6 protein-coding genes are annotated in these 7,590 nt (G+C 52.5%); 5 read left to right on the top strand and 1 reads right to left on the bottom strand.

Translation table 11 applies throughout. From position 1 onward, the window contains the following. The first annotated feature begins 235 nt into the window (after positions 1–235). The 4 genes from B4A77_RS06480 (at position 236) to B4A77_RS06465 (ending at position 3,857) form a co-directional block, all read left to right on the top strand. The gene (locus tag B4A77_RS06480; protein ID WP_290733932.1) at positions 236–505 is read left to right on the top strand and encodes a hypothetical protein; all 270 of its coding nucleotides are present in this window, start codon (positions 236–238) and stop codon (positions 503–505) included. A gap of 594 nt (positions 506–1,099) precedes the next feature. Further along, the gene (locus B4A77_RS06475; RefSeq protein WP_290724476.1) at positions 1,100–2,023 is read left to right on the top strand and encodes a sugar phosphate nucleotidyltransferase; all 924 of its coding nucleotides are present in this window, start codon (positions 1,100–1,102) and stop codon (positions 2,021–2,023) included. Positions 2,024–2,181: 158 nt separating this feature from the next. Beyond that, on the top strand, positions 2,182–2,898 hold the full coding sequence (locus B4A77_RS06470) for a hypothetical protein (RefSeq protein WP_290739342.1): 717 nt from the start codon (positions 2,182–2,184) through the stop codon (positions 2,896–2,898). A 206-nt stretch (positions 2,899–3,104) separates the two neighbouring features. Next, a complete protein-coding gene (locus B4A77_RS06465) occupies positions 3,105–3,857 on the top strand; it encodes a hypothetical protein (RefSeq protein WP_290739339.1) in 753 nt (250 codons plus the stop codon). Positions 3,858–4,024: 167 nt separating this feature from the next. Here B4A77_RS06465 and glgC read toward each other — a convergent pair whose 3' ends face one another. Continuing rightward, positions 4,025–5,275: a glucose-1-phosphate adenylyltransferase gene (gene glgC, locus B4A77_RS06460; protein ID WP_173366430.1), complete on the bottom strand. Its 1,251-nt coding sequence runs from the start codon at positions 5,273–5,275 to the stop codon at positions 4,025–4,027. 257 nt (positions 5,276–5,532) lie between these two features. Between glgC and B4A77_RS06455 the strand changes: the two genes are divergently transcribed. Beyond that, positions 5,533–7,395, top strand: a complete 1,863-nt coding sequence (locus tag B4A77_RS06455) for a phosphoenolpyruvate carboxykinase (GTP) (protein WP_073114279.1) — start codon at positions 5,533–5,535, stop codon at positions 7,393–7,395. Positions 7,396–7,590 lie beyond the last annotated feature (195 nt).

The raw sequence follows: 7,590 nt of genomic DNA, 5'->3' as shown, positions 1-7,590 counted from the left end.
GCTATGCCGGCGGGTTACTTTTTTTTTTTGGGGTAAATAAGCAGAATATAGGGGGGATGCTACAAAATGTTGTAGATTTTATATTAAGCCATGATGAATAAAAAGAATTGCAAGGTCTTTTTTGTGTTGCCCTGGGCTTGATAGAACACCCGACTTTGAGAATTTCTCCGAGGAATACGTAAGCACGGGCGACGGAAACTATTGTACCAAGGGCGGGAGTACCAGTTGTGGCGACATGATTCTTGAGAAGGGTTATCTCCATTATGATGCCTACCGGCATGCCGACCTCGTTCCTTATCATTATACTTGTGGAAATTTCCGTTCCAAAACGGGAGCCAAGGGAGATTGGTCCAATCCGGTCTACTACACTCCGGGGATGGTTCAAAAGAATCTTGTGTTCGCTCCGACGCCCGATGGCCGTTTAGATATGTATGATGGTGTCTTTATCCAGAAGGCAAATGACCTCTGCGACAATTCCAACTTCCACCAGTGGTATTCGGCTTAGCCTGCCTGTCTCGGACAAGCCGGGGTATTTCCTGGTTGACTATGATTATGGCAACGGGGGGGGGCTTCCCGCTGGACTCCATCGTCGGTGAACGGCGTGTCGGTTTTGGTTTCTGCCACTCCGAAGCCAACAAGGAAACGAACCCGACCTGTTCGCAGTGGGGTCCGCAGACGCTTTCTATCTACTGTCCGCCGTATGATTACCAATATGCAAGTAGCCAGACGGACAGGTATGGAGCTTCTACGGCGAACTTATGCAAGAACGGCTCAATAATGGTGGGCCTAGGGCCACGGACGCCGCTGCTGTTGCGGCAACCGCTTCCCCCGAGGGTATTAGGTTCCTCCGCACGAACCTTGCCGAAATCGCCCCGCCAAGATATAGTCAGAAATAAACACGGCGTTCCATGTTGTAATTCCTTTTTTTGGACGAAAAAAAGGAATTTGTGCCGGCGAAATCACGCTTTTTTGCATTTTTTTGGTGTGCTTGTCATACAATGGATGGTAAATGTGTTCTCTTGTGGACAAATTTACTACAAATTACTATCTTTGCTCACTAGTATGTTTGAGAAGGGTTCAATTAAGTAAGGATATTTTTATGAAAATAGTTTTGCCTGTTGCTGGTAATGGACTCCGCCTTCGTCCCTACACGGAAGACCGCCCCAAGTGCCTTTTGCCGCTTGCTGGCAAGACCATCATCGACTGGATTGTCGAGGATGCTTCATGCCTTAAACCTTCCGAAACCATCTTTATTACGGGCTACAAGGCCGAAAAGATGGACGAATACCTAAAGACTAAACCCGAATGGGGGAACGTCCGCACGGTGCTCCAGTCAAATCCGCAGGGCCTGGGCGAGGCGATTAGCCTTGCGCTTCCTTACGTAAACGACGATGAGCCGCTCCTGATTATCTTGGGCGACACGCTTTTCGAGGCTGACCTCTCCATCTTGAACGGCGCTCAGGAAAACATCCTCTACACCTACAAGGTCGAAGACCCCAAGCGTTTCGGTGTCGCGGTGGTGGGCGAGAACGGCCTAATTGACCGTCTAGTCGAAAAACCGCAGGAATTCGTGAGCGACGAGGCGATTGTCGGCATCTACTACATCAAGGACGTGAAGGCCCTGAAGGATGCGCTCAAGTATTTGATGGACAACGATATCCGCACCAAGAACGAATTCCAGCTTACGGATGCGCTCGAAATGATGATCGAGCAGGGCTGCAAGTTCAGGACTGCCCCCGTTTCGCGCTGGCTCGACTGTGGCCTTGTCGAAACCTTGCTCGATACGAACGCGCATATCCTCAAGAGGAACGACAATTCCAAGGAAATGGCCGCTCCTGGTGTTGAAATCATTCCGCCCTGCTTTATCGGCAAGGGTGCGAAGATTCACGGCTGCAAGATTGGTCCGTTTGTCGCCATCGGCGAGGGCTGCGAGCTCTCGGGAGTCGAAATCCGCGATGCTATCGTCTGGAACGGCGTGAAGATTTCGAACGGAGTAGTCAAGAACACGGTCGTCCACAAGTAAAACGGCAAATTTTTGGAACAAAAGCCCCGGCTTTGAGCCGGGGCCTTTGCGTTCCGGAGTGTGTTTTTGATCATATTTTGACTTTTTTTCGTATAGGATGTCCCTATATCGGTCAGTGTGATATATATTTATATTAAACTTAAAAAAGGAGTTCTTTTATGGTGTGCAAAAAAATTGCATGTGCTCTTTCCCTCGCCGCGGCGTTCGCTTTCGTGGCATGTGATGACGAATCCACGTCATTCTCTCCGAGGACCGAAGGCGATGAACAGGAACTTTCCAGCGATTCGAAGGACGTGGATGGTTCCAGCGAGTCTAAGGATGTGAATGGGGATGACGGGAAGGCGGTCTCCAGTTCGTCTGTCGCGGGCGGATTCGACGTGGATGAGATGAAGTGCGACGAGGAAGGCGCGAAGAAGACGGAATCGTACATGGGCCAGGAAATACCCCTTGTTTGCGAAGAGGGCTTCTGGATGCCCGACGAAGAGGCTATGGACGAAATGTACACGTGCGACGAGGAAGGCGCCACCAAGACTGATACGGTAACGATGGGAAATAACAGCATGCAGGTTGCTTATGTCTGCGTGGATGGCGAGTGGGAAGTTGATTCCGCGGCCACGGCCAAATGCGACAAGGAAGGCGATGAAATGGAAATCGACTTTGGTGGCATGGTCATGAAGGCGACCTGTGTCAATGGCACTTGGGTTCCCGATGAGGGGGCCATGGAAGAACAGTTCGTTTGCACGGCGGAAGAAGAAGGCAAAACCAAGGAAATTATGGGTATGCCGTTTGTCTGTACGGATGGCGAGTATATGCCCGATATGGATTTCGACTTTGGTGATTTGCCGGTCGACACGCTTGGCGTAGTTAAAGACTAGTTCCTTCGCCAATACCTTTACGAATAAGCAAAGAGCCCCGCAAGGTCGCGGGGTTCTTTTTTGGGATAAAAAGCCCCGTGCGGGGTGTTTTGGATCGCTTTTTTATATGCGTTAAATTTGAATTTACTTTAAGTTACGCAGGTGTAAGTTTCTCGGGACGTATATTTAGGGCGTATGGGAGACCGTTAACCAAAAAAGGAGTAAAAATGAATCTCAAGAAACTTGCTTTGGCCCTCTCCCTTACGGTGGCCTTCACTTACATGGGATGCGACGATTCCGCAAGTGCCTCCACGACCGGTGGCGACGAACAGCCGGCACTCTCGAGCGCATCGACCGGCGATGAAGGTGGCGAACCGGCCGCTTCCAGTGATGCTAAGGCTGAATCTGCGGATTCGGACGATGTACCCCCGGCAAGTTCTGCCGATGTGGGCCCTGGCACGATTCCGGGGATGGACTCGTCCTTCGTTTTTGACAGCACGGCCATTGCCGACATGATGAAGTGCGATGAGGAAGGTGCCACGCAGAACCAGATGGGAATCAAGATGACGTGCACCGACGGTCAGTGGACTGTTGATTCCTCTTCTATCGCCGACATGATGAAGTGCGAGGCGGGGGAGACCATGGAACAGATGGGCATGGTGATGAAATGCGAAGACGGTCACTGGACGCTGGATTCGGCCGCGACTGCGGCGGCCAACACGTGCGACGAGGAAGGTGCGACGAAAACCGAAAGCATGTCGATGGGTGGTGAAAATGGCTTCGAAATGACATACATCTGCAAGGACGGCCAGTGGGAAATGCAGATGCCTGATTTCGGCGGTATGTTCGGTGGTGACAGCACCGGCGGATTCCCGGGTGGCAATTTTAATTTCGGTGATTCCAGCTTCACGATGCCCGGCGGAGGTACGGGGGGCTGGGGCGCGAGGGATTCCTCTAGTACGCAGCCTGCCGGCGAATAAGTTTCTTTCATAACCAACCCCAAAGGCCCGCACTCATCGTGCGGGCCTTTTTGTTATATAATCGTTTGTGCAATCGACCGTTCGCCTTATTAAACTTGGCGCTCTGTCGAGCGCAAGCCTTTCGGCTCGGTCATGGACAAGCAAACTTGTCCGCAACTCTCGCCTTATTAAGCTTTGATGATCGTGTCCTTCGCTAGCACCACGATGCCGGATTCGGTCACGTGGAAGAGCTTCCTGTCGCGTTCCAGGTCGTAGCCGATCTGGAATCCGGCGGGAATGTGTAGCCCTTTCTCGATAATCGCGCGACGGACTTTTGCGCCCGGGCCGATGGTCACGTTCGGGAAGAGAATGGATTCCTCGACGAGCGCGTCCTTCTGAATGGAGACCCCGGGGGAGAGGATGCTTTTCACGACGGTGCCGCCGCCGATGATGCAGCCCGAAGACACGATGGAGTCTATGGCCGCTCCCTGGTGGGCGCTGCCGTCACCCGCGAAGAACCTTGCTGGCGGCTGGTTCCAGTTGAACGTGCGGATGGGCCAGTAGTTGTTGTACAGGTCGAACGGCGGGTTTTCGGAGCAGAGGTCCATGTTCGCTTCGAAGAAGGCATCGAGCGTTCCTACGTCGCGCCAGTAGCCCTTGGTAGATGCCTGTTCTCCGCGCACGATGTTCGTGTTGAAGTTGTAGACGTAGACGGGGTAGTCCTTGTAGAGGCGCGGGATGATGTGCTTGCCGAAATCGGTCGCACCTTCGTTTGCGCCCTTCAGGAGCTCGCGCACCAGGAACTTGCTCGTGAAGATGTAGTTGCCCATGCTTGCAAGGCACCAGCCCGGATGCCCGGGCATTTCCTTCGGGTTTTGGGGCTTCTCCTCGAATCCGATCATGCGGTTGTCCTGGTCCACTTCGATAATGCCGAACTCGCGCGCATCCTTGATTGGCACGGGAATCGCCGCAATCGTAAGCAGTGCGGCGCGACTCAGGTGGAAGTCAATCATCTGGTTGATGTCCATCTTGTAGATATGGTCGCCGCCGAAGATGGCCACGAGATCCGGACGTTCGTCGGTAATGAGGTTGATATTCTGGAAAATGGCGTCGGCGGTGCCCTTGTACCAGTCGTCTCCGGTGCGCATCTGGGCAGGTACCAGGTCCACGTACTGGTCGAGGCTAGCATTCAGGTTCCATGCGGCGGAGATGTGCTTGTTCAGCGAATCGCTCTTGAACTGCGTCAGGACCTTGATTTTGAAGATGCCCGAGTTGATGAAGTTGTTCAAAACGAAGTCGATGATGCGGTAGGTTCCGCCAAAGTGCACGGCCGGCTTGGCGCGGTCGCGGGTGAGGGGCTGCAGACGGCTTCCCTGTCCGCCAGCCATGATCATGCAAAGGATGTTTTTCTGATGTTCTCTAGAATAAGACCAACTCATAAAACCTCAGTTCGTGCTTAAAGCTCTATTTCTTGTATACATGCGTAATTTATGTAATTTTTTTTTGAAAAATCATTTTTTTTTGCAAAAAAACACGAAAAAATCGAAAAAAGTGATACCGCTGACCTCAGGTGCCGGATTGGGCGGCTTTTATATGCATTTTTTTGGTGTTGCCCTGCTATTCCGATTTTATTTTTGTAGATTTTACCGCGTTCGAAATTATCGAAACTTAACGTTAAACCAAACAGGAGCTCATAATGAGTCTTACCCTTAACGATATCAAGCACCCGAAGATCAGTACTTGGGTGAATGAAATGATTGCCATGTGCGAACCGGACAACGTCGTTGTCGTTGACGGCTCCAAGGAAGAATACGATGCCCTTATGCAGAAGTGCGTCAAGGCTGGCCTCGCCACGAAGCTCGCCAAGAAGGAAAACTGCTACCTGTTCCGTTCTCTCCCGTCTGACGTGGCCCGCGTCGAATCCCGTACCTTCATTTCCTCTGTGAAGGAAGAAGATGCAGGTCCGACCAACCACTGGATCGACCCGTCTGAACTCAAGCAGACGATGCGTAAACTCTATAAGGGTTGTATGCACGGCCGTACCATGTACGTGATTCCGTTCTGCATGGGCCCGCTCGGCTCCCCGATTTCCAAGAACGGTATCGAAGTCACGGACTCCGAATACGTTGTTCTCAACATGGACATCATGACTCGCGCCGGTAAGAAGGTTCTCGACATCTTCAATGCAGACGTGAACGCTGAATTCGTTCCGTGCCTCCACTCCGTTGGTAAGCCGCTCCGCGAATGCGAAAGCGACAACGGCATCTGGCCCTGCGCTGACGTTGAATACAAGTACATCACTCAGTTCCCCGAAGAACGCCTCATTTGGTCCTACGGTTCGGGCTACGGTGGAAACGCTCTTCTCGGTAAGAAGTGCTTCGCTCTCCGTATCGCTACCGTTCTCGCTCGCGACGAAGGCTGGCTCGCTGAACACATGCTCATCCTCAAGCTCACCAACCCGAAGGGCGAAGTCAAGTACGTGACTGGCGCATTCCCGTCTGCTTGCGGTAAGACGAACCTCGCCATGCTCATCCCGACTATCCCGGGCTGGAAGGTCGAAACCATCGGTGACGACATTGCATGGATGAAGTTTGGTAAGGATGGCCGTCTCTACGCTATCAACCCGGAAGCCGGCTTCTTCGGCGTTGCCCCGGGTACTTCTGCAGAATCCAACAAGAACGCTCTTATCTCTGCTGAAAAGAACACTATCTACACGAACTGCGCTCTCACTGAAGACGGCGACGTGTGGTGGGAAGGCATCGGCTACCCGGCCAAGGGCAAGCTCGTTGACTGGAAGGGCAAGACCCGTGACGCTCTCCCGAAGGACAAGGCTCCTAAGGGCGAAGAAATGGCTCACCCGAACGCTCGCTTCACCGCTCCGGCCAAGCAGTGCCCGTGCATTGCCAAGGAATGGGAAGATCCGGCAGGCGTGCCTATCTCTGCAATCCTCTTCGGTGGCCGTCGTCCGTCCACCATTCCTCTGGTTCACCAGTCCCTCAGCTGGAACCACGGCGTGTTCCTCGGCTCCATCGTGGGTTCCGAAATCACGGCTGCCTCTACGATTGACGCCTCTCAGGTCGGTAAGATCCGTCGCGACCCGTTCGCAATCCTCCCGTTCTGCGGCTACAACATGGGTGACTACTTCAAGCACTGGATCGAAATCGGTAAGAAGTCTACCGAAGACAAGCTCCCGAAGATCTTCTACGTGAACTGGTTCCGCAAGGATGCCAACAACGAAAAGCTTCCGGGTGGCTTCATGTGGCCGGGTTACGGCGACAACAGCCGCGTGCTCGCTTGGATCTTCGACCGCTGCAACGGTGTTGACAACGCTGTCGAAACTCCGATCGGTTACATGCCGAAGGAAGGCGCCATCAATACTGATGGTCTCGCTGACTACTATAAGGAAACTCTCCCGCAGATCACGAAGGTTGACGTGGAAGGCTGGAAGAAGGAACTCGCCGACGTTAAGGAAAACCACTATCCGAAGTTCGGCAAGCACCTCCCGAAGGAACTCTCCGAAATCATCGACATGATCCAGGATCGTCTCAATAAGGCTTAATAGGCATAACAGCCTAGTTTGTTAAGTTCTCCTCCTAACAAACAAGTCCCCGTGGCCGCAAGGTCGCGGGGGCTTTCCTATTTATAGCGGATATGGCGGTTCGAACGGTTTTAGAATGCTTTTTTTACATTTTTTTTGAAAAAAATCGCTCTTTCCCATTTTTTTTGAGTATATTCCAAGTTGGAATAGAAAGAG

Origin of the sequence: Fibrobacter sp. UBA3718 (assembly GCF_002371935.1) — a bacterium.
Taxonomy (GTDB): domain Bacteria; phylum Fibrobacterota; class Fibrobacteria; order Fibrobacterales; family Fibrobacteraceae; genus Fibrobacter.
Note: the sequence above shows the minus strand (reverse complement) of the source record. Positions and strands in the feature narration are given on the sequence as shown.